Origin of the sequence: Lysinibacillus sp. KCTC 33748 (genome assembly GCF_002237755.1) — a bacterium.
Taxonomy (GTDB): domain Bacteria; phylum Bacillota; class Bacilli; order Bacillales_A; family Planococcaceae; genus Lysinibacillus.
The window spans coordinates 41,144-63,278 of record NZ_MWSJ01000005.1; the positions used below are offsets into that span (position 1 = coordinate 41,144).

Sequence of the window (22,135 nt, forward strand, 5' to 3'; positions counted from 1 at the left end):
TTATATTGTGTATGAGCTACATTTGAAGTAGCCCACCAAATTTCTTGTCAAATTCATTCTTAGATATTACATCATCTTCTAATTTGAATAAGTCAATATGCTTATTCCAAGATTCAATGTTTACCTTCTCTGCAACTGTGGCAAATAGGGTAGATGTCTGATAGTTATAGATAGCTCCAACACGAGCATAAATAGCGTAAACTTGAAAAATGTTCATTCTACATACATCATCAAAACTGTTACTTGTACTTGCGACAATAGAAGTAACAATATCAACAAATGTCTGCTCCTGTGAGGATTGTTGTTTAAATCTTCTAGAGCGTTCAATAGCTCTTTGAATTTCTTCGTTAGGAGAAACCTTGTCTTCTGTGATTACATTCATATCCATAATTAATCTTCTGACAAAGTGAAAACTCTCACTAGATTCAAAGATTATTTCGTATTGTATTTCTTCATTTCCATCAAACACTAATTGAAAAATCTTCAAATAAGCATTTAACAACTGTCGTGTACTAAGAACAATCTCTAATAGGTCTGCTTCCTTGATTTCCGTTAAGGCTTTTAGACTTGATTCATCTGCCATAGCTTCTTTTAGTTGATTTCTATAGTTGTAGTAGATGTGTAGAGAGTTTTGAGCGATAAGATTTATCTCAGCAGCATGACTAAGATATTCTCGATAGGTTAAAAATCTGATAGAACCAAATTTCGTATCTACTGTTTCACCGAAAATAAATAAATTCTTATCGTAGTCTAGATTTTCAATGTGGTGCATTATTTCTTACTCACATTCATTGTGTATTGATGTAAGAAGCGTCTATAATGTGTTGGGGCTTCACGAGGGTTGCCTGATTTGTATTCGAGCTTACCAAAGCCTGCAATACGCTCTAACGCTATCAGCTCATTAATCCTGTCAGATATTCGTGATATTCTTAAATCTCTGTCAAATGATTCATGAATAAAAATGTCAATGTTAACCTCTTGTTGTGCTACTAGATAGCTTTCAATTACAGGTCTACGTCTACCTTCGTAAATGTAAATCTTGCATAGTTTATTTTCTATTAGGTCAGAGGTTTTTTCGCCTAAAACAACTCTCTCGTCAACTAGTTTCCAATAATCATCACTTTCAATGTTTACTAAGTTTGGTAACTTAGGGTCAAGTGGGTCGGGATGATAGTTTTCTTGAGTGTCATATCCTTTAGGCTCATATTTTAATAATCTCATTAGTTCTTCATCAGTGATTAAAATTTGATATATGTTTGAGAAGAACTCTACTGTTGAACTTTGTTTAATCATGTTATTGGAATCCTTTACAGTTGGATTTCAATGTAACCAATACCGTTCATTACATGTTCCATTGATACGGTAACTTGATACTGATTCTGATATATGGTTACAGTTGAGTTAATTTCAGGAATGTGATTTGCTAAGGTAGTTTTAAAATAACTGAACCATTAGGAAAGGGAATAGAGAGTTATCATCCTGAGAGTAAATCTTGTCAGTCATTATACAAGGCTTTTTAATATTTATTTTTTCTGTTTTATAGATTGGTCTAACCAACAGTGTTAGTAACCACCTTGATTTTTCTTTCGTTTTAATAGGGAACTCAGTGTTATAAAGTTCACCGATTAACTGAGGATATATTTCATCATCAACCATGTTTGTAACAAGGTAAGTGAAGTCTCTCCAAATCAGGCAAAAACAAGAATTTACGCCCATAAAAAGATCTAATGTCATTTACGATACTAGGGATTGGTAATGTTTCCTGCATATCAATAAAAACATAAGATAGGGAAGGAGAATCTAAGATATAGTTCACCATTTGTCTTTTTGTGGAATTTTACAAGTCTTTAATTGTGTTATCATTAGCTCGAACCCTTTTTCTACAAGCGCTAAACATTACATCATTCCTGTTCTAGTTTTTGTATTTGTTTTTCAATCGTGTCAATAGTTCCAAACACTTTGCTTTTAATGAATGGTTTATTGTCCTCTTTAATACACTCTTTAAGCAATCCATTAAGAATAGCATGAGTTTGAACAATCCATGCGCCATCATATTCAGGTGTGATTTCTTTTACGTTATGAACCTCAAAAATAACTGAATTAATGTGGTCAGGTAGCGTAGAAACACCTTCCTCATATAGTGGCAAAATCTTAAAGATAGAGCCTTTTAATGAGTGCATATAGTTTAAATAATCTAATTTTGCAATCATTGTGTGTTATCCTTTGATATTAAATAATTCTTTTACATAAGCAACGCTATATGAGCCCTTAAGAAGCGGGGTGAGTTGATTTCATTAAAATTAGCTCAGCTAAAGTAATGTATTGAACAACGCTAAATTTAGCCCATTCAAACTTTTCGCTAGTGCGACTGGGAAATTAAAACTAAATTGGTGTTGCTAATCGAAAAACGATTAAATCATTACGATTAATTTCTAGTCGTTTTTTTAGATCTAGCAGTAGTTTTTGTAACTTACGCTTCTTTTACAGCTTTCGCATATGAACCAACGATTTCAGCTATATCATTAGAAGCTTCTTTGAAGCCTACTTCATAACCTTCGTCATATGCTTCTTCAATAGCTGTTTCTAACGTGCTAGCAATTAACTGTGATACGGCAATATGAAAGGCTTGCTTAGGTTCAGTGCCGATTTCAATTAAATTTTCGAAAGCATCATATGTTGTACATACTTGACATTTTGTTTCTTCCATTGTTTTCATGCTCCTTAATACTTGATATAGAATGTAGCTTTACGACCATTTCTATCAAGCCATAGTAGTTTTTGGTGTGCCTTAGAAAGTAGGCGACTGTCTTTTGAATAGTTGTTCGTTCCCGCGAAACCACCATTTACTATTAGGTCTACGCCATGAATCTCATTCTCAAAATTCTTGTGAATATGACCTGCGAAAATAGCAGTAGGGAACTTTTGAATCATCATTGTTAGGTCTTGAATCACTTTGCTATAGTTGTCTAAGTGACCATGAACACCGAAGTAAGTTCTACCTAAGATTGTTGCTACTATGATTTCGCTGTCATACTTGTTGTCCATCATAGTAACATTCGGCAAGTTTTCTAAACGAGCTCCCATATACCATGTGACAAAATCATGGAAACTCTCAGTCTTAATTTCCTCCTCTTTGCGAGAAGAAATTCTGTCATGATTACCTTTGACACTGTAAACTTTAACTTTTTCAAAGTAGTTTGCTAGAATAGCGACAAGTCTAGCCAAAGCTTCAGCTACTGACTTAGTTTGCTCAACTGCGGTTTCTGTTTCACCAATCTTAGTAAGGCGGTGTAGATTGCCCTCAATTAAATCACCTAATTGCATGATATGAAGCTCTCTAGCTCCTGTTAACTCTTGATAAGCTATTATTTCATTAATTGTTTGTTCAATGCGTTCATAGAACACTTCTTCATTAAATGTGTTCCAATGGTTATCTGTTACCATTCCTTTGTGAAGGTCTGATAACATTAAAGTAAGAGATGTGTCACCATTATATTTAACATCTGCTTTCTTGTAGTTAAGTGGTCTAGCGTTGTTGATTTCATCTTTAATAGAGTCAATCAGCTTTTTAAGCAAGTTATCCAACCTTGCTTCGTGGCGTAAGAATTGTTTGTACTCACGCTTTTGGTCTTGAACTTGCATTTTAGCAATCTCAAGCTCTTTAATTTTGTCGTTTAATTCTTCTAGTTCTCCAGAGGTATTAGCGTTCTGCTTAATAGCGTAATCTCTACCTTGTTTGAAAGCTTTATACCATTTGCGATAATATGATTCACCGAAATTAAGTTTAAGCTCTTTGTTAAGAAGTTCACAAATACCTTCCCATGTAAGACCAAGAATCTTTTTGTTCTCACAGATTCGATACTTGTATTCTTCAACGATTTCATTAGGAAGTTGTTTAGTGTTCATCTATTAATCTTCCTTAAATAAGTCTTCTTCTTGTTCTGCATCTGTTTCAGAAGATACATTGAACTCGTTAATAATTGCGATTGAATCTTCTTCTTTGATAGAAAGAGTGATGTTTTTACCATTAAATTCTTCCAGTAATTTATTTAGGCTATACTTGAAATCGCCATCTTTAACAGATTCAGTTACGATTAACTCTCCTAAAGTCCAATCAATATCAAGTTTACCTTTTAGTTGTATTGAATTAGTGCGCTTTGCCATTATTTTTTAGCACCTGCTTTAACTGACTTTTGAACAGCTTTCGCTTGTAATAAGCCATTTGGTGTAACAGGGAAGATAGCAACGCCACCACTGTAATCTACAGCGTGATAAGTTTGCTTTTTATCGTATTCAACTTTTCCATTTTTCTTCACAGATTTGCCAAGTTTATCAAGCTTTACTGCGTAATGTGTGTATAAGTCAACTACTGCATATCTAAGACCATACATAGTCTTAATTTTTCTAATGTGTAACATTTCTCATTTCTCCTTTACTCTAGTAAATTCAATATTTTATTGTAGGGGCTAGTGGGATTGAACCAATGACTTTGGGTTAGGAATCTAACGTTTTATCACTAAACTAAGCCCCAATTACAACAAAAAACACTATTAGAATAGTACGTCTTTCTAATAGTGAATTGATTGTCTTAATATTCAGTTATGTAGTAGACACATTCACCTTACAGAATAATAATGATTCTTTAGCTTGTTTTAAGATTACTGTGTCTGAATCACACCCTATATTAAAGAAACAAAGAGAAAGGAGAGTAAATGAAAAATTTTATTCACTTTGCTTTGTTTCCTGAATATAAGATGTAATATGAGGGGGGAGACGATTCGAATCTACTCCGCTTTTGCAATAGATTGACATTCTGCGCAACTCCCATAGAGCAACCTACAGGATTTTACCCTGCGAATAATATAATTGCTGTCAATTCTCTTAAGCAATTAGTAGCTTCATAAGATTAAGCTCAGGAACAGAATCGAACTGTTGTTTCTTGATTAAAAAGCAGATGTAATGTAACTATCTAATCGAGCGCATAGTGGAGGAGAGCGTTGAACTCACAGAGGCTTGCTTATTAGACAAGGTGAAATACGGATTCACTCCTGTTGGCTGACTAGGCAGTGGTCGAACATGCAATGATACGATAAACTTTTTATAGATACTCTAATTTTATTAAACCATCTATTCTATACATTGTGTAATCATCTTTCGATATTGCTGTGTTTGAAGCAAAAATCTCAAGATTCTCTGCTTCTTCATCATAAATATCGAAATACCTATCCAACGCTATCTCAAATGCTCTTTCCTTCCAACGGTTATCTATACTATCGTCAGATTCTTTAGAATACAAGTAAGATTCATTAACTAGTTCGTTGTTAGTTTCATATGTTAAAATATAGTAATTCATAGTTATATCCTTTTTAGTAGGGCATAGGGTATTCAAAACTCTAAATACTCGAAAGAAAATCGAGTGCCGTAGTCCACGTCAAATGCCCCCAAATTTTATTGGCGCGCCATGAGAGATTCGAACTCCCAACCGACAGGGTAGAAACCTGTTGCTCTAATCCATTGAGCTAATGACGCATATTTGATTTTCAGCATTGAGCGTAGTTAAGGGAAGAACTACGCTCAAACTTTGATTCTGAGGAGGTTTAAGTTATGAAATCAAAAAGAACTTCTCACTTTATCTTGCGAAGGGTAGGTAGCACCCAAAGTTCTTTTAGTTGTTTTTGTAGTACTTGATTAGGTGTAACGCTCTCTAAGATTGCTTTGCACAAGTTTTGAGTTAACCCACTTACTAATTATGTCTCAGATGTTTACTTAATCCTAATTTATGTATTTGTCTTGTTTGTGAGTTTAGTTATTATCTTACTCATGTGTTCGCAAGATGTTAAAGAGGTAGGAATAACACCTTGCGTTCAATAAGTTTATTAGCAGTAGCTTAAATAGGTAAGTGACTCACCTTGTATATTTCATATTATATTATTATCTTACTTTAACAAACGATTTTATCAAAATAATTTGAAAATAGTGGTTTTTTTAATAAAATCCGAATAAAAAGGTGAAATTCACACAGTATCACACCGATCATTTCCTGAATTAGTTAATAACTGTTTTTTCTAATACTTCCTTGAAAGTTTTTGAAACAGCAAACTTTGTAGCCAAGTGAGTTGGTTTAACCACTGGTGAACCATCTTGAGGGTTACGGTAAGTACGCTCAGGTTTTACTTCAACCTTGAACTGACCTAAAGTACCAAAACCAATATTAACTTGACTTTCAACGATAGCACGTACATACGCTTTTTCTACTGAATCAAGAACTGCTGTTCCGAAGTCTTTTGTTATTTGGATTTCTACGCTATCTGTGTCACCTTCTAAGATTTCTTTAGCTAACGCTTTTGATACACGCATCGTTGGTAGTGTATCTTGTAGTTCCTCAGCTAAGATTCCTGTAATAAAATCTGTACGACCTAATTTAGCCATTTTGATATAAGCTCCTTTTTCTCTGAAAAATAAAATGGATTTTATCGCCTTTGGGAAGCGAACTAATAATCCGATATATTATTATGTTATTTTTAACGTAAGTTAATCTTCACTACTATTAATAGTGATTCCTAGTTGTTCCTTATCTTCTTCTGATAGACAAGAGAAATTACTATAGCGTTCTGAGCCTTTGCTAATTTCCTTTACTTTCTTATGAGATAAGACTTCTAGGTTCTTTTCCTCTTTAGTGAGGTAGTAAGCGAACATATCCAAAATTACTTTAGTTTTTTGCTTTTCCCAAGTAAACAATAGATATTCTTCCAATGTCATTGTCTGAGCTAGAAATTCAATTTCTTCTATAAGAAGGTGTTCAATGACTTGCTTGCGTTGTGCAAAATTTAGCGAACTATCTAAGTTCACTGTTAGGTGTGGTAGTAAAATTTTCATTTTATTAATTAACCCTCTCATTCTTTAAGGCGGTGGGAAGTGACATTTGCAATACTTTTTTGTACAAGCTGATTTAGCGACATGTTTTACAAATGGAAAGTAAACGATCTTTTGCTGATTTATTGTCACTATAGAACTCGTTTGTTGCAGGTAGGTGTTCACCGCACTTATTACATTGTTTTGTTTTTAAACCTAGAGTGCTTGTGTAAATTACTCTACGCCATTGACGCTCATTCTCTTTCACGACTGCTTTGTAAACGGTCTTGAGCGCTTTCTTGACATTCTGATTCTCAATGCCTATAGCTTCACCGATTTCTCTATGGGTGTAGCCTTTTTCAACCATTTTAATAAGAAGTAACTGTTGATTCGTGAAGTTACATTGATTGATTAGTCTGTCCAATGAAGCATAAGTCGCTATCACTTCTTGATTAACAGCTTTAACCCCTGTAACGTCACGTGTGCTACCGCCGCCTAAGAAAAGGTTATCATCATATTTGTATCTAAACTCTATTAAAAGCTCAACCACGCCAATGTCATTCATGACGAAGGGTTGAAACATTAAGTCCTTACTAGTAATGTGTGCCATGCTAAATCTTCCTTCCTATATAATGTAACTTTCACCAACCTTTTGTAGTTGATTTTGACTTTAGTTATTATATATTATTTCGTAATTTTTGGATGTGTTTTTTGAAAAATATTATTTTTTAATTATATATGTTTTTAATATAAATATATTTATAAAAGTAATGTAATGATATAAAATAAGAGAGTGACATGAAAAGGTTGCGTTTAAGTATATTCAGGAGAAAGCAGGGATAAAATTGCCAAACATATTACACCAAAATACTAACCGCCTAAAAGTCAAGGTTGCAAAGGTGCTGTACTATAAGGAAGAAAGTATGTGGGGCATTGTGAGCGTTGCACCAACTAAGATAGAGGGTGACTTCGAACCTGAGCTGAATCGCTATAACAACTTTGTTATTAGAGGTAACATTCCAATGGCTATGAATGTGGGGCAAGAGTATGACATTGAAGTAACGGATTTGCAGACAGACGCTAAGTATGGTGAGTTCTATGAGATTATTCGTATTCATATAGAAGCACTTGACACAGTAGAAGCACAACAGCGCTTCTTACAAGCTGTTCTATCAGAGTATCAATCAAAGCTGATTCTTGAAGCATTTCCTAACAATATGATTGTAGATGATATTAGAGATAATATAATTGATATAACTACAATAAAGGGTTTCGGGGAAGCTACAGCTCTAAAGATTAAGAGAGAAATCAAGAGAAACAAAGACCTAGGAGCTTTAATTTCGGAACTTGCTGACTTGAACCCATCAGGGAGAATGTTGAATAAGATTGTTGAGAAGTTTGGAAATTCTACAATTGCGCTATTCAAAGCAAAAGAATCTTTATATTATCTATGTATAGTTTCAGGTCTAAGCTTCAAAAGAATTGACAACATAGCTCTTATGCGTGGGGAAGATAAGTTTGGTCCAAAACGCATTAAGGCTTACTCAGAATACTACTTTGATGAAATTGCTAATCAAGGGCATTCATGGGTCAATGAGCGGGAGTTCCTAGAACAGGCTATCAAGGAACTTGATGTTAATGGCACATATATTCGCGACTATATGAATTCAGAGGATGGTAAGAAAAACTTCTATTGGCAACAGGGGGATAAGAGAATTTCTTCTATTTTTATGTACAACAATGAGCGCAACACATTACGAAATTTACTGAGACTTGCTACTAGATATGAAGCACCAATTGGCTTTAATGTTGATGAAGCAATCAAAGACGCTGAGGCGGCGCTAGATGTAAAATATACTGACGAGCAAAAAAATGCTATTCGTGAGAGTGTTCTGCACGGTGTGTTTATTATAAATGGTAAAGGTGGTACAGGTAAGACCACTGTAGTCAAAGGGATTGTCGAGGTATTAAACTCTTTAGGCCTTACTTATAAAGCATGTGCATTGAGTGGTAAAGCTTCACAGGTTCTTTTATCGAAAGATATTGACTCTGCAACAATTCACCGCACGTTTGGAATTGGTGTTAAGAAGTCAGATGATGAAGAAATCGGTGGTGGTAAATCATTCTATGATGTAATAATCATTGATGAAAGTTCAATGGTAGATGCAGGCCTGTTTAACCAAATGTTATCTAAAGTTCAAGATGGTGCTAAGGTAATTTTAGTAGGGGACAGTGGTCAGCTTTCAGGTATTGGGCATGGGGATGTGCTTCGTGATTTACTTCAAACACAATACTTCAAAACTATTGAGTTAAATCAAGTTCACCGTCAAGCCCAAGATTCTGGAATCATTGAATTAGCTACAAAGATTCGTGAAGGTGTTCAAGTTTACTCTGCTAACCAAGAGGGCATGATAAAGTTTGGAAAGAACAAAGACATGATTATGGTCAACTATCAAAACAAAGAGGATATGCCCGAAAACGTTGAGAGAGTTTTAAGAGGTCAAGCAAAGAATATCAAAACACCTCAAGACCTAATGGACTTCCAAGTAGTTGTAGCTATGAAAGAACGTGGTGCTATGTCAGCAAAAGCAATTAATAACCTAGCTCAATCAGTCTTTAATGACCTAGAGAAGCCGTTTGTGTCTTACAATGGATATGACTTCCGGGAGGGTGACAAGGTTATTGTAAAGGGCAATAGCTACGAAATCAGCTACTATGATGATTTAGAGCATTATTATAATGTGCGAGACAATGAGTTAACTGAAAATGAGATTCAGGAACACTTATTAACATTGGAAACTGACGAGGAAAGAGTTGAGTTTTGTGATAGTATTCCAACATCAAACACTGGTGATTTATTCAATGGTACCATGGGAATAGTTGTAGATGTGTTTGAGAAAATAGACTATAACACAAACAAAATAGTTCAATGCTTGATGATTAACTTCGAGGGACTAGGAATTAAAGTTTACCAACAGTCAGAACTCGATAGTTTGGAACTAGCTTATACTGTAACTTGTCACCGGATACAAGGTTCAACTATCAAAAACGTAGTAGTTATATTAGATTACTCTGCATATTCACTTTTATGTAGACAGTGGGTATATACAGCAATCACTCGAGCTTCAAAGAAATGTGTATTACTTGTACAATCATCTGCTTTAGTTAAAGCAATCGGAACAGACGCTAGTGGAAACCGTCAAACATTTTTAGGTGATATGATTAGAGAATTACACAAAGCTAAAGGAGATTTAGAAATGGTAATTAAGCAAGTCGCTAAGTTGCAATAAGGTTACGCACAGTTGCATCATCTGCTTAGGTTATTAATAGTAATATTACAAAGGTGATATAATTATATATAAAAAATAAGTATAACACAGTACCAAAACGTCACTTTTTGTGTTTTAAGGAGAGAATGATTTATGCTAATAGATAAAGTCTTGTTTAACAACTTCTTCAAGAAGGACAACAAAGACAACTTCATAAACCTAGATATTAACACTTTTGAATTGTTTGGTGAACTTCTAGCAGCAGGGAAGTTGAAAGGAAATAGGCATAAGAAATTTGCCTTTAGTTGTAAATCAAACAGAGAAGCGGATGGATTATATAAGCAAGAAAAAGGGGTTATTAGATTCTATTGGTTTAACATCTACTACTCGTGATTTTCTAATCAGCAACATGAGGGGAGCGAAGTTACAACTTTGTCATACCTTGGCTATGAAGTAGCACAAGATTTTTTAGCTAAGTTTAATAGTCGCTATGTGTGTAAGGGACCGCTTTTAAATATATTCGTGAGGGTAAGGCCCGATTAGAAATTTATATAGAAGGTGATGGAAATTGCGAATGTGGTTGAAACTCAGATTTTAAGGAACGAATCAAAAAAAATTTGAAGAAACAACATTATTAAATAACGCTCATAATCAAAAATATAGTATATTTTAAAGTTATATAATAATATTTTCGATAGTGTGTATATATGGTTGTTGCAAATATTATTAGAATGACTAATAGTAGCATTGGAATTTCAATTGAACAATTTCTTAAAGCAACAGGAGCACAGAAATGAAAATACTTATAGATACAATTTAATAGACATATCAAATTTCTTTGATACTGTTTTTGGTAGACATTATTCAATCATAACAGCTACTGTATATTACAGCGATAAAACAAGTTTCCTAAAAGGTTTGACAGAATTAGCGTTTAAAACTAAACTTCCTAAAGATACGGTAAATATAGAAAAAATAGGTTTTTAGCTACTGTTATACTGAAAGGTTTATGTTGAATAAAAAAATCAAAATTGTATTAAAGTTATATATTTACATTGGTGGTAATGACGTCAGAGGAGTGCGACTGAGATGTTGTTAATCTGGATATATTTTAGTAAGTGGAATGGGGAAAGGTGATTAAAAACGGACTGGAAAAATGAGTTAAAAAGATTCGGAATAAGCGTAATCCAGCCCATTCTAATTAGAAAAAGTTATTGTGAGTAACTTAATAATATGTTATGATATAATAGTTTTTAGAAATGCATTATATAGCATGAAGGGAGACATATTGTTGTGAGTACTTACAATGACTTCATCCAATCAGTTAAAGATAACATTCATAAAATACATGAAAACAATAAAACTAGAAGGGAAGTAGAAAATCAATTAGCGATATATGGTATTAATAAAGGGGAACTTCAAAGATACTTTAATGATATTGACACACTTGATGAAATAGATATAAGAGCAATAGCACTAATAGGTGAACAAATATATATAAAATTTGGTATCGAAAGTCTTGACCTTAAAAAAACATTTAATAAAAATGAATTGAACGATATTAGAGTTTTTTATAACACAAAGCAAAATGATTATATAGATTATCCAATTGTGATACATGATGTAACAATGATTGGTCAAGGTAGTTATGTTTTTCCAATTGATTATAAATTCATAGCAAGGCTGTATAATAGTAATAAACTGAATTATAATTTTGAAGTTCAAAGGCAACCGAAATTTGTCAAAAGGAAAGACAGAGTTATCAAAGCCCCTTTTATCAATCAGAATAGTGTCAAAGAAATTACTAAGCACTTATTAAACGGTACGTTAGTTCCTACAAATATTGTGTATAATGCCAGTCTAGGTAGTTCTAATGAGAGTGAAGAATTAATCTACAATAGCAAAGAAAGAACTCTAACAATAACAGACGGAACACGTTTGGATATATTAGATGGTATGCACAGAACGATTTCCTGTTTAAGAGCTTACTCAGTGAATAAAGATTTGGATTTTAATTTTATTGGACTTCTTTTTAATTTCACAACGAAACAGGCTCAGAACTATCAGAGCCAACTAGCAAAAGCTAACCCTATTCCTAAGAGCAGAATACAGGAACTTGAAGCAAGTAGATACGCTGACTTTGTAGTTCAACAATTGCGCATAGATAGTGAATTGAAGGATAGAATAACGTCTAGAGACAGACTAGGAAAAGGCACAAATGAACTAGTGAGCTACGCTGTAATATCCAATGCAATTGACAGTACTTTTGAAATGAAAAATAAACTCGAAGCGCTTGGAAATTATAATTATTTATCAGAGTACTTTACTTACTTATTTGGTTACTTCCAAGAAGATTTAGAACAACTAGACAATGGTAACTTAATGTTTTATAACAAGATGTTCATAGGACACATAAAATTAGCAAAGCGAATGAAAGAACACAACATACCTTTAAGCAACCTCAATCATATTTTGAGTGGTATAGACTTCAATAGGGAAAATAAGATTTTTAAAGACTATGGAATAGTTGTAAACGGTAAGGTAGCTAATAAAATTGAAAAATCCATAATAAAACTATTTGATGATATTGAGCTAAAGGGGAAATAGATAATGACAATTCAAAACAATGTTTTAAAATTTGATAAATTATATAACGGTGAAGAAAAAAAGGCTTTTATTAATCAATATGAATCAGTTGATAGTCAGTTAACAATTTATTGGCAATTCCTAAAAGTAGCACCTTTTGAATTTCAAGCAAATAAAGATATGTCAGAAATGACAGGCGCAGAAATAAAAGAAATGTTATTAAGCGCTGAGTGTTCAACAATAACAAGTGCTATCAATCATATTAATACTTATAAACGATATATTGATTACATGACAACTACAAGCCCATTCTATGAGTTTGAAAGCTATTCAGAGCTTGCAAGTGAGATAGTAGCAAAGGAGAAAAACAAGCGCTACAGCAAAGAGGAATTAATGTTCATGTTAGATGAATTAAATAACTACACTGACCAAGCATTGTTACTAGCTTTATTTGAGGGAATCAAAGGTAAATCATTTAGTGAATTATTAACATTAAAAAGAGAAAATCTTCATGTGATAGAGGAAAAAGGCTTCGAAGACTACTATGTTGCAGATGTATATGACGAAGGAACTAAAGAAATTAGACGAGTAAGAATAAGCGAAGATCTTTATAAATTACTTATTTTGGCAGATAAACAAACAGCATATAGAACAAACAATCAAGATGAAATCATAGAGACCCCTTTTAATGAATATGAATATATTTTTAAGAAAGCAAAAAAAGGAAGACAGGGCGGTAATGTATTAGACAGACATTTCATCACTAGAAAGTTTGTATTCTTTAAAGAGTTCTTTGGTAACATCTATTTAACTGCGGAAGACATTGTTCAAAGTGGTATGATGTATATGGCATATACTTTGTTCAAACAAAGTGGAAAACTAGGAAAAACGGAGCTTTTAACTATTGGAGAGCATTACGATACTATTATGGCAACATCAAATGGAAAAGACTATTATAGAAATATAACCGACTTAAAAAGAAAAATATTTAATGAGCAATTAGGGAAACTATATAGTGAGCTAGAAGGTGTTGAATATTCTGATTGATACATTCTTTTTAGTGGCATTGTGCTTCCACAGTGTCACTAAAACATAGGTATTAAATTATCACTACACCTTAAAAACGACAATTAGTTGTTAATTTCAACATATTTGGTTGTCGGTTGTTAAATGTTTCTATAAGTAATATAATAATATTTAAGAATCGACAAGCGTATATGTGATAAAATGACTACTGCTAGTATAGCTTTTTGACACGGAAGCCCTTGTTTATGTTCTATCAAGATGTTATAATTGACTATGTTGTCAAAAGTAACTAATAGGGCAAGCGTTTCTAGTAATAGTTACATATACCTTCAAAAGAGAAAATAAAACATATCGTTGGGGGAAAAACTAAACAATGGCACATCCTATTAGTATTCGATTAATGATGAAAACACATGCAAGTAAGAAATTTGACGAGTTGATTGAGCAATTTGAATATGCTCAAATGCTTATTTTATTAACTAAAGAGGGAAACTTCCATAGTTATCCAATTGAGGATAGAGAACAAGACGATGACGAGTTCTATGTTGATTTGATTTTTGGAGACATGAAAGCTTTTAAAAAAGAAAAAGAAGTATTTGAAAAATTACAAAGTGTTCATTTTGAAAGTGATAATGGCGAACTATTTGAGTTTAAGTTTCTTGAGTCATTGAGTGTTATTGAAGTAGTAGAACTGTCTGACATCGACACTATCTTATACAATCCAAAAACACTTGAAGCGTTGCTCGATTAAGCTTTACAAAAAAAGTAGCAAAATGACTAATAAACCTTTATAGTAAGTCGATTATTTTATGATTTATGAAAGTGGTTAGTGTTTATAACACTAATCGTGTATCACAGAAAAATTTTATTATAGCCGATACAATCGTTTTGTATACAAGCGGTGCATGGGTACTAGAATAGTACTAAAGAATCATATGATTAAGAGCTTTAAATCAGTTATTTTTGAGTTGGTTGCCATTATGATAAACAAAATATCGATAAACATTTAGACAATCTAAAATTCAATCTAAGTGGTATGTTTCGTACTATGCTTATGTACATTGGTTGCAAATTGAAATTAAACAGCACCTCAAACTGAAGTGAATAAAATATCTTAAAGTAATCCTTATGTAATACCGAACTCATTTCATTTTAAGACGGGGCTTTTTAAAAGTTGGAGTGGAAGTACACCTACATAAGTTGAGGGTGTTGAAATCAAACAAACACACCAATGTAACATCGAGAAAGTTTTTCAGACGTTATTCATATCAATTTCATATTGGCCAAAACATAGTACAAGGTATTGTAACAGATGTGTGTTTATCTTATTTTCTAAAAATACCTTGCACTAACAGAAATGTTGTGTGAGGTATTTTTTGTTTTCACAAAACTCGGTTTAAACTACTCAGAAGTGCTGACTACATTTCTGATAAAATAGCAATTTTACTTGCGAAGGATAGGACAACAAACAAAAAACAACGTAATAAAAAGAAACTAGAAACTGCTATTATCAACGACTTATCTGTAAGCTACACAGTTGAAGTTAAAGGTAATGGCAAAAAAATTGCTTTAAATAGAACATACATTCGGTTTTGTGTATATTAGTAATGATTAGATTCTTAAAATATCCGTTTCAGATCGGAAATATTAGTTTCTATCAATCATATGACCTATAGCAACACAACACAAGCAGTGAGCTAAAAGTCATAAGCTATATAGGTGTTACTAGGGATAGACAGACATGTGAACGCACTACCACGTCTATGCCTAGAACCCTTATATAAGAAAGAAATGAAAGGTAATGGATAAGATGATGTTTTTATATGAAAGTCTTCATAGCTATCAGAAAGACTTGATAGATGAAGAAATTGAAGAATATATTAAAAAAATGATAATAACTAATCGTGGTTTTAATTACACTGAAAGTCAATTTCAATCTTTAATAAATGAAATAGTGATATATGGAAAACAAGTCAACAGCTTTTTAGGAGAAGCAGTCAATTGCTTTAATTTAAAACAACTAGTAGTCAAGTCAAGGGCAATAAAGATAGCCTATGAACTAGAGCAGAGCAATCTAAGAAGTAAAACAAAAAGAGCTCTAGCAAATAAAAGAGAAGAGATTGTAAATCAACTTCAAGAAAGCTACGATATAAGTAATGATATAATATCTTATAAGTATTTATTTAAAGATTTTTATATGAATACTGAAAAAATTTCAGAACCACATATGGAAGATGAAACAGTGTTTGTGTTTTTTGGAGAGCATTGATAGGTATAGCTATAGATGTTCTTTTGGATTATTCAATACCAACAGAAGATGATGTATATAACTAGTTAAAAATATTAAGAAAATCATAAGTGCTATTAATCGTAAATCCACAATGACCAGTTGGGAATTAGACAAGTAGAGGAAGATTGGTTCGAATAAACTATTAAAAATTTCTTGATTTCTCGTTATATAAGAAATATAATGACATGTAATATTCTTATTTGATTTTCAAAAACAACATAATAACATTATGGTGAATTTAGAATAATGCGTGACAAGGAAAAAGATGAAGTATGCATGCATAGCAGAGCAGGGTTTTTGACAATGGGCCTTGTTAGCTTACGAGTGAACCTGATACAACTTAAATATTAGGCGACCAGTGAATCAAAGTGGGTTGCGGAAGATTGAATACAGTCCTTTAACTAACAAGTATAAGGAAAGAAAATGATCTTCAGAGAGATGGTTCATTTAAATGTGAATGTAAAGGAGGCGGTAGCTCAAAAAAGTGATACAAGCTTTGTTCCTTTTCTTGAATGACTATACATATAGCTCTCATAACGCTATGACTAGCTCAACTGATTACAAGTCAAACAATACAACCAATACTAGCTTTAAAACTAACGCAAGTTCATAGAAGGGTGGTAGCTAAGTATTAAGAGCGTAGAAAGTTGTTCTTTTAGAGCATTCCGGTTTCTTCATTGAGATACCTGAACTTGAGTATGGCAGCATATATAAAGCTTTAACTATGCCAAAGGAACGTATTGAGGAAATCAAATACGTTTCAGAGAAGCTATAGGTTAAGGTGTATGTTCCAACACTAAATCAAGATGAAATAGTAAAGTAGGTTATTCTAGTATGCTAGTTCCTTTCCTTAAATTAGATTACTTGAGATTTGATACAGTGTTAAGTCCCTATGACGTCATTGTTACTAATATTAATCAAAGAAATTGAATTAAACAACGTTACACCACTCTTAGTATTGGAAGCACTCTCTATGAATAATGAAAGTCTTTCAAAACAAAAGCTAGTTTCAATTATCAGTCAAGACGTTTGGGGATACGCCCAAGTTGACTTCATTAAAAAGATGATTTCAATTATAGATGTATTGACTATCGAAGTGAGTGGAGGTACTTATGAACCTAGCGATTATAAGATAGATATTCTTAACATGCCTACTTATCCTTATAAGTTCTTGATATTTACGAGAATGAAAAGGGTAAAAGTAGGAGTTGAACTATTAAGACTTGTGGCACATTTGCTGTCCTATGGAAATTACATAAGTAGTGATCGAACACCTGAGGAAGTAGAAATTGTTTCTAGATTGTAACACCAACATACAACGCACCAATTCCCATTCAACTTAGATAATAGCTCATACGTTAAAAAACCTTTTCTTAGTAGCGGAGGCTAAAGTGTTGGGATTATTAGAGAGCATGGAACAGTGAATATGATTATGTTTATCAAAATTTATTGAGCCACCTAAACGACAGGTAATTATTAATGGATTCCAAGAAAAGAGCTATATCATTGGCTCTTTTATCTGTAATGACAAGGATGTCGGTCTTTCATGTAGATAAGGTGGGGAGATTACCGAATGGGATTCTCAATAGCTAGCAATTGTTCATTTAGAGGAAAAATGAAAGAGGCAATATGATAATTACAGCATGGGTATTATTAATATTCTTTTGAGCATTTGGTTTTTGGACTACTGCTCAATACTACTTTGGTAAAAGGACTTTAGGTTATCGAGCTCGTTTAGGACGAACCTAACTTTATCAGAAACTTGTGGTGGCTACTCAAATGAATCAATGCAGATGTTAACTTGTGTAATCACTAGAATGGAAGAGACTAAAATTAAAACAGTAATCAAAGAGTTTGATAGTCATTCTTTATAAGAATCACAGTCGTTGCAGAAGTAAAAGGTGGTACTTTCACTAAAAGAGATATTCATTAAAGGTGGGCTTTTCCTACCCTTTTAATTAATAGATGATTAGGGGCTATTCAACATGACAATAATTACACTACAACACACACAAGATACATATGAGTCTTTACAATTATTCCGATCCATAGAAGAAATGAATAAAGCCGTAATGGCGCATAAACGCTTAAATAAGGAGCAATTAACTAAATCAACATATGCTGTCCTAGACTTCATTTCACAGTGGTCTTGCAAGTATGTAGGGGTGAGCTACCTTTGTCAGAAAAGAATCGCGGAGAGCCTAGAAATAAGCTATAAAACGGTTCAAAGATCTATTTCTAAATTAGTAGAATTGAACGTTGTGAAGAAGTTTAAAACAAAACGAGCTACAGGTGACAAGCGACAAAGCAGTAATATCATTGTAATTCAACCAGCTAAAGAAAATGTCCAACCCAAATGTCCACCCGAAGATACTCTTATCAATACTCAAAATATTAATAAAACAAATGATACAGAAAAAGAGGGTCTTTCTTTAAAAGAAGCTGATAAGGAATCTTTAATTAAAAAAGGATTAGTAAAGAAATTACCTGAAACATTACAACGTGTATTAGCCCCTTTCTTTGACGCAGATGAAATTTATAAATTAGCAGGAACTATTTATAAAGCTAAATCTAAGGTTGATAAAGCTATTCAAATTGAAGATTATTCAAATGAATACTACCAATGTATTCTAAGTGTTATAAATGCCTATAAACGAGGTAAAGCCGATTCATTACATGGTCTGTTGTTCCATGCTATTAAGGCTACAACAAAGACTATATGGCTTAAACAACGTGCTACAGGTGGTATTTGGTCTTCATTTTTAAGTTGATTTAAAAGTGATATAATAATAACAGATATGAATTTCGAGCTTGTGATGATTGTTGTTCTAACCATGAAAAAAGATATGTTTATAGTATTGTCTCCTAAAACGAGTAGACAATTTATTTGAACTTGAATAATCTAGAAATTTAAAATTTTAGACATTTCATTTGGTAAAACCATAAAATAATATATAATGACAAATGTATTTTTCGTATCTATGATATGAACTATAAAGGTATCACTTGAGAAGTAGTAAAAGAACTATTGGAGTTTTAGAACGCCACTATCAAGCAATATTGCAGGTTGGCGATAACGTTAAAGAGTGTTTTACAGTGTCAAAATCACTAGATAAGCATATTGAAACTGTCTGAACACATCTTGAGTCATATGAAATCATGTATGACATAGTAATTAGCATAAGAGAGGTTTGCTCAAAAGTTATGAAGTCAGAGGAACTTGTAACGATCGAAGGGAAATGAAGGTCTTAAATGACACATTTTGGAATTGATTGGAGAAAAGGAATTTGACTAAAGAAAGTATCAGGTTCGTGGGCATTGACCCATCAACTAAAACAGGTTTTGTTATTCTTGATTCTAACGGTGAGGTAGTTGTAGAAGAAGAAATTCGAGCAACAGCTACAAAAGACCCTGCTAGAATGATTGGAATAGCAAAACAAATTAAATCGTACTTGCAACCAAATGACAAAGTTGTTATTGAAGGTTTCGCTTACGGTGCTAAGGGTAAAGCAGTAGACTTCCAATATGGACTAGGTTGGTTAATCAGAGCTATGCTTTTTACTGAAAAGTTCGGTTATTCTGACGCTACACCAAGTCAGGTGAAGAAGTTTGCCAGCAACAAAGGGAACGCAAAGAAGGAAGATTTAGTGCTACCACTGTATAAGAAGTGGGGTTATGAACACCACTCAGATAATGTGCGTGACGCATACATTATGGCTCGTATGGCGTACAACATGTATAATCACGCTGGATTGCAGAAATACGAGCAAGAGGTACTGAGTAAAATGATAAAGCCAAAATAATAATAAATTGTAAAAAATAATAATTTATAAAAGGGTTATTAAAATCACTTTACAAAAATAACATAATAATATAATCTGAAAATTATATATTGGTGGCTTGTTAGTTACTTAACAAAAAGCATAATAAGATTTGAAAGGTAGGGATTGTAAAATGGCAGAACAATTATTACGAGAAGCATTAAATAAAATTGAGATAGTTGGTTTCGCTCAAGAATCAACACTCGAAAAGAAAGAGTTCAAAGACAACATAGGTAAACCTTACACATGTATAAGCGGTGACATTACTGTTAAAATCAGTGAGGAAGAAACTCAGGTTGTGTCTTACTTCGCAAAAGAGCTTACACAAAAAGGCGAAGTAAATAAAAACTACAAAGCCTTAACTACTATCATGAATGAACTAGTTACTGTTGCTGACGTTGCTCAAGGAGTATCAGAAGGTGAGCCTTCCCGTATTGAATGTCAAGGTAAATTAACTCTAAATGAGTACAAAGGCAATGATGGAGAAGTTAAATCATTCCCTAAAATTAGTGGTCAATACGCACCTATTCGCTACAAAGGCGAAGCAAAAGATTTCAATCCAAAAGCTAAGTTTGATATTGAGGGAATCGTGAAATCACTTAAAGCAGAAACAGATAAAGATGAAAATGAAACAGGTCGATTAAAAATTCAGCTTTACGTTCCTTTGTATGGTGGGAAAACAATTCCATTAACATTTGTAACAGGTGAAACATTGCCACAAGGCGGTAAAGACTACTTAACTGACAACTTCCAATCTCGTGCTTCTGTGCGTATTTACGGTGATTTAGTTAACAAGTCTAAAAAAATCGAACGTGTAATTGAATCAGGTTTCGGTGAAAACAAAACTGACGTAACTTATGAGCGTACTCGTGAGTTTATCGCAACAGGCGGTACATTATACGAGGAAGGTGTTCACAAAGAAGTATTCGACATTTCACTTCTTAAAGAAGCATTAGCTAATCGTGAGCGTCATTTATCAGCACTAAAAGAGAAAGAAAAAACTGATGATAAACCAAAACCAACAGCAGGTTTTGGTAATGGTTCTCAACAAACAAATGCTAAAACAAATGAAAAACAAGATGATGGTTTAGATGATTTATTTGGTGAAGATTAATTCTTCTAAGTAATGAAATAATATCGTAGATTTCGATAATTAAAAAGAAGGTTGACAATCACCACTTTCTTTTCTGAATAGGCGGTTGTCAACCTTCTTCTATTGAATAAATTTTAACAGAAAATGGAGAGTTAAACAATGACAATCGACTTATTAGCTATTCAACCACATCAAATTTCTCGTGATCTTCGTGAAAAAATCGTAGTAATCTACGGTGAGCCAAAGGTTGGTAAAACAACTATAGCTTCACAATTTCCCAAAGCTTTATTACTAGCGTTTGAAAAAGGCTATAACGCTCTTGCGGGTGTTATGGCACAAAACGTTACTAAGTGGGCTGACTTCAAGAAGGTATTACGACAACTTGAAAACGCTCAAGTTAAAGAAAAATTTGAAACTATTATTGTAGATACAGCAGACTTATCTTATGCTTCATGCGAGAAGTTCATTCTTCAACGTGAAGGCGTAGATAAAATCGGTGATATTCCTTACGGTGGGGGCTATAAATTAGTTCGTGACGAGTTCGATACAGTGTTACGGTCAATCCCAATGATGGGTTATGGTCTTGTAATGATTTCACATGCTCAAGTACAAACGATTACAGCAGAAGATGGAGCAGAGTATTCAAAAACAGTACCGACATTAACAAAACAGCCTCGTGGTATCGTGCTGTCAATGGCTGACATTATCGGTTACGCTAAGTCAATCGAACGTGAAGGTGAATCTAAAACAGCATTATTCTTACGTGGTACACAACAATTTGAAGCGGGTTCACGTTTTAAACATACACCACCTGTTATCAAATTTGAATATGAAGCCCTAGTGAAAGCAATCGCTGACGCTATTGAAAAAGAAGAAGTTGAAAAAGGTCAAACAACAGTAGTTGAAAAAGGAGTTAACTTATACGCTGAGGAAGAACTACTATCGTTTGAAGATTTAAAAACTGAAATCAAAGACCTTACAGCTAAATTAGTTGAAAAACAAGGTGCTAACGTTGCGAAAAAAACAATGAACAACCTTGTGGAACTACACTTAGGAAAAAGTCGAACTCTAAAAGATGTGACAGAATCGCAAATAGAACAACTGTCTTTAATTGCTTATGATTTAAAACAAATGTTGTAAAAATAGTGTAATGATATGTGAGCGGGGAGTGTTAGAGATAGCGCTCTCTATTGTCGCT

The 22,135-nt window shown here is 33.2% G+C and carries 21 protein-coding genes, 1 tRNA gene and 1 pseudogene; 11 read left to right on the forward strand and 12 right to left on the reverse strand.

Going from position 1 to position 22,135, the window contains the following annotated elements:
* Positions 1–16: 16 nt before the first annotated feature.
* The 12 genes from B1B04_RS09300 to B1B04_RS09365 form a co-directional block, all read right to left on the reverse strand.
* Complete coding sequence (locus B1B04_RS09300) at positions 17–772, reverse strand: hypothetical protein (protein WP_079561203.1); 756 nt, start codon at positions 770–772, stop codon at positions 17–19.
* Positions 772–1,293 (reverse strand): hypothetical protein, encoded by a 522-nt coding sequence (locus tag B1B04_RS09305; RefSeq protein WP_079561204.1) that lies wholly within the window; start codon positions 1,291–1,293, stop codon positions 772–774. Before B1B04_RS09305 ends, B1B04_RS09300 begins: the two co-directional genes overlap by 1 nt.
* A gap of 608 nt (positions 1,294–1,901) precedes the next feature.
* Entirely contained in the window at positions 1,902–2,210 is a 309-nt protein-coding gene (locus B1B04_RS09315; RefSeq protein WP_079561206.1) for a hypothetical protein, read from the reverse strand.
* Between the two features lie 260 nt (positions 2,211–2,470).
* Positions 2,471–2,707, reverse strand: coding sequence for a hypothetical protein (locus B1B04_RS09320; RefSeq protein ID WP_079561207.1), 237 nt, complete (start codon positions 2,705–2,707; stop codon positions 2,471–2,473).
* A 14-nt stretch (positions 2,708–2,721) separates the two neighbouring features.
* Positions 2,722–3,906 (reverse strand): metallophosphoesterase, encoded by a 1,185-nt coding sequence (locus B1B04_RS09325; protein ID WP_079561208.1) that lies wholly within the window; start codon positions 3,904–3,906, stop codon positions 2,722–2,724.
* Between the two features lie 3 nt (positions 3,907–3,909).
* Positions 3,910–4,164 (reverse strand): YonK family protein, encoded by a 255-nt coding sequence (locus B1B04_RS09330; protein ID WP_079561209.1) that lies wholly within the window; start codon positions 4,162–4,164, stop codon positions 3,910–3,912.
* Positions 4,164–4,418 (reverse strand): hypothetical protein, encoded by a 255-nt coding sequence (locus tag B1B04_RS09335; RefSeq protein ID WP_079561210.1) that lies wholly within the window; start codon positions 4,416–4,418, stop codon positions 4,164–4,166. Before B1B04_RS09335 ends, B1B04_RS09330 begins: the two co-directional genes overlap by 1 nt.
* A gap of 680 nt (positions 4,419–5,098) precedes the next feature.
* Positions 5,099–5,353: a hypothetical protein gene (locus B1B04_RS09345; protein ID WP_079561211.1), complete on the reverse strand. Its 255-nt coding sequence runs from the start codon at positions 5,351–5,353 to the stop codon at positions 5,099–5,101.
* A 99-nt stretch (positions 5,354–5,452) separates the two neighbouring features.
* A tRNA-Arg gene (locus tag B1B04_RS09350) sits at positions 5,453–5,529 on the reverse strand.
* Between the two features lie 516 nt (positions 5,530–6,045).
* Complete coding sequence (locus B1B04_RS09355; protein ID WP_079561212.1) at positions 6,046–6,429, reverse strand: HU family DNA-binding protein; 384 nt, start codon at positions 6,427–6,429, stop codon at positions 6,046–6,048.
* Between the two features lie 102 nt (positions 6,430–6,531).
* A complete protein-coding gene (locus tag B1B04_RS09360) occupies positions 6,532–6,876 on the reverse strand; it encodes a hypothetical protein (protein ID WP_079561213.1) in 345 nt (114 codons plus the stop codon).
* Between the two features lie 73 nt (positions 6,877–6,949).
* Positions 6,950–7,462 carry a hypothetical protein gene (locus B1B04_RS09365; RefSeq protein ID WP_079561214.1) on the reverse strand — a complete coding sequence of 171 codons (513 nt, stop codon included), beginning with the start codon at positions 7,460–7,462 and terminating at the stop codon, positions 6,950–6,952.
* Positions 7,463–7,697: 235 nt separating this feature from the next.
* Here B1B04_RS09365 and B1B04_RS09370 point away from each other — a divergent pair, with 235 nt between their 5' ends.
* The 11 genes and pseudogenes from B1B04_RS09370 to B1B04_RS09425 all read left to right on the forward strand — a co-directional run bounded on the left by B1B04_RS09370 (position 7,698) and on the right by B1B04_RS09425 (position 22,077).
* Positions 7,698–10,142 (forward strand): AAA family ATPase, encoded by a 2,445-nt coding sequence (locus B1B04_RS09370; RefSeq protein ID WP_139376962.1) that lies wholly within the window; start codon positions 7,698–7,700, stop codon positions 10,140–10,142.
* A gap of 1,272 nt (positions 10,143–11,414) precedes the next feature.
* Positions 11,415–12,728, forward strand: a complete 1,314-nt coding sequence (locus B1B04_RS09380) for a ParB N-terminal domain-containing protein (RefSeq protein WP_079561217.1) — start codon at positions 11,415–11,417, stop codon at positions 12,726–12,728.
* 3 nt (positions 12,729–12,731) lie between these two features.
* Positions 12,732–13,754, forward strand: a complete 1,023-nt coding sequence (locus tag B1B04_RS09385) for a phage lytic cycle repressor MrpR family protein (protein ID WP_079561218.1) — start codon at positions 12,732–12,734, stop codon at positions 13,752–13,754.
* Positions 13,755–14,106: 352 nt separating this feature from the next.
* On the forward strand, positions 14,107–14,484 hold the full coding sequence (locus B1B04_RS09390; RefSeq protein ID WP_079561219.1) for a hypothetical protein: 378 nt from the start codon (positions 14,107–14,109) through the stop codon (positions 14,482–14,484).
* Positions 14,485–15,534: 1,050 nt separating this feature from the next.
* Entirely contained in the window at positions 15,535–16,002 is a 468-nt protein-coding gene (locus tag B1B04_RS09395; RefSeq protein ID WP_139376963.1) for a hypothetical protein, read from the forward strand.
* A gap of 994 nt (positions 16,003–16,996) precedes the next feature.
* On the forward strand, positions 16,997–17,329 hold the full coding sequence (locus B1B04_RS09400; RefSeq protein WP_079561221.1) for a hypothetical protein: 333 nt from the start codon (positions 16,997–16,999) through the stop codon (positions 17,327–17,329).
* A 454-nt stretch (positions 17,330–17,783) separates the two neighbouring features.
* Positions 17,784–17,897 (forward strand): annotated as a pseudogene (locus tag B1B04_RS26670) (DUF2179 domain-containing protein); the annotation flags it as partial.
* Between the two features lie 111 nt (positions 17,898–18,008).
* A complete protein-coding gene (locus B1B04_RS09410; protein WP_079561223.1) occupies positions 18,009–18,794 on the forward strand; it encodes a helix-turn-helix domain-containing protein in 786 nt (261 codons plus the stop codon).
* Positions 18,795–19,310: 516 nt separating this feature from the next.
* Complete coding sequence (locus B1B04_RS09415) at positions 19,311–19,826, forward strand: crossover junction endodeoxyribonuclease RuvC (protein ID WP_240518255.1); 516 nt, start codon at positions 19,311–19,313, stop codon at positions 19,824–19,826.
* Positions 19,827–19,977: 151 nt separating this feature from the next.
* Positions 19,978–20,958 carry a hypothetical protein gene (locus tag B1B04_RS09420; RefSeq protein ID WP_079561224.1) on the forward strand — a complete coding sequence of 327 codons (981 nt, stop codon included), beginning with the start codon at positions 19,978–19,980 and terminating at the stop codon, positions 20,956–20,958.
* A 138-nt stretch (positions 20,959–21,096) separates the two neighbouring features.
* Complete coding sequence (locus tag B1B04_RS09425; RefSeq protein WP_079561225.1) at positions 21,097–22,077, forward strand: ATP-binding protein; 981 nt, start codon at positions 21,097–21,099, stop codon at positions 22,075–22,077.
* Positions 22,078–22,135 lie beyond the last annotated feature (58 nt).

Bases quoted from the DNA above. Each gene is read 5' to 3' on its own strand.
- B1B04_RS09300 (WP_079561203.1), bottom strand. From the start codon at position 772: ATGCACCACATTGAAAATCTAGACTACGATAAGAATTTATTTATTTTC.
- B1B04_RS09305 (WP_079561204.1), bottom strand. From the start codon at position 1,293: ATGATTAAACAAAGTTCAACAGTAGAGTTCTTCTCAAACATATATCAA.
- B1B04_RS09315 (WP_079561206.1), bottom strand. From the start codon at position 2,210: ATGATTGCAAAATTAGATTATTTAAACTATATGCACTCATTAAAAGGC.
- B1B04_RS09320 (WP_079561207.1), bottom strand. From the start codon at position 2,707: ATGGAAGAAACAAAATGTCAAGTATGTACAACATATGATGCTTTCGAA.
- B1B04_RS09325 (WP_079561208.1), bottom strand. From the start codon at position 3,906: ATGAACACTAAACAACTTCCTAATGAAATCGTTGAAGAATACAAGTAT.
- B1B04_RS09330 (WP_079561209.1), bottom strand. From the start codon at position 4,164: ATGGCAAAGCGCACTAATTCAATACAACTAAAAGGTAAACTTGATATT.
- B1B04_RS09335 (WP_079561210.1), bottom strand. From the start codon at position 4,418: ATGTTACACATTAGAAAAATTAAGACTATGTATGGTCTTAGATATGCA.
- B1B04_RS09345 (WP_079561211.1), bottom strand. From the start codon at position 5,353: ATGAATTACTATATTTTAACATATGAAACTAACAACGAACTAGTTAAT.
- B1B04_RS09355 (WP_079561212.1), bottom strand. From the start codon at position 6,429: ATGGCTAAATTAGGTCGTACAGATTTTATTACAGGAATCTTAGCTGAG.
- B1B04_RS09360 (WP_079561213.1), bottom strand. From the start codon at position 6,876: ATGAAAATTTTACTACCACACCTAACAGTGAACTTAGATAGTTCGCTA.
- B1B04_RS09365 (WP_079561214.1), bottom strand. From the start codon at position 7,462: ATGGCACACATTACTAGTAAGGACTTAATGTTTCAACCCTTCGTCATG.
- B1B04_RS09385 (WP_079561218.1), top strand. From the start codon at position 12,732: ATGACAATTCAAAACAATGTTTTAAAATTTGATAAATTATATAACGGT.
- B1B04_RS09390 (WP_079561219.1), top strand. From the start codon at position 14,107: ATGGCACATCCTATTAGTATTCGATTAATGATGAAAACACATGCAAGT.
- B1B04_RS09395 (WP_139376963.1), top strand. From the start codon at position 15,535: ATGGATAAGATGATGTTTTTATATGAAAGTCTTCATAGCTATCAGAAA.
- B1B04_RS09400 (WP_079561221.1), top strand. From the start codon at position 16,997: ATGAATAATGAAAGTCTTTCAAAACAAAAGCTAGTTTCAATTATCAGT.
- B1B04_RS09410 (WP_079561223.1), top strand. From the start codon at position 18,009: ATGACAATAATTACACTACAACACACACAAGATACATATGAGTCTTTA.
- B1B04_RS09420 (WP_079561224.1), top strand. From the start codon at position 19,978: ATGGCAGAACAATTATTACGAGAAGCATTAAATAAAATTGAGATAGTT.
- B1B04_RS09425 (WP_079561225.1), top strand. From the start codon at position 21,097: ATGACAATCGACTTATTAGCTATTCAACCACATCAAATTTCTCGTGAT.